Annotated in this window: 1 pseudogene; it reads right to left on the bottom strand. The window is 55.1% G+C overall.

What is annotated here, in order from left to right:
• A pseudogene (locus tag B2Z72_RS09220) lies at window positions 1-216 on the bottom strand (F0F1 ATP synthase subunit beta); the annotation flags it as partial.

Here is a 216-nt window from a genome sequence, read left to right as displayed (position 1 = left end):
TTTCAGCTCTTTATAGCGCTGCAGAACACCCTGAACGCCACGAGCTGTGTCGTAGTGTTCGTTACCGATTACCAGTGGATCCAGCTGACGGGAGGTGGAATCCAGAGGATCGATCGCCGGGTAAATACCTTTAGCCGCGATGTCACGGGACAGTACAACGGTAGAGTCCAGGTGAGCGAAGGTGGTTGCTGGTGACGGGTCAGTCAAGTCATCCGC

This window comes from Thalassolituus sp. UBA6592 (assembly GCF_002433655.1).
In the GTDB taxonomy this organism is placed as follows: Bacteria; Pseudomonadota; Gammaproteobacteria; order Pseudomonadales; family Oceanobacteraceae; genus Venatoribacter.
The sequence above is the reverse complement of the archived record's forward strand: the minus strand, read 5'-3'. Positions and strand labels throughout refer to the sequence as shown.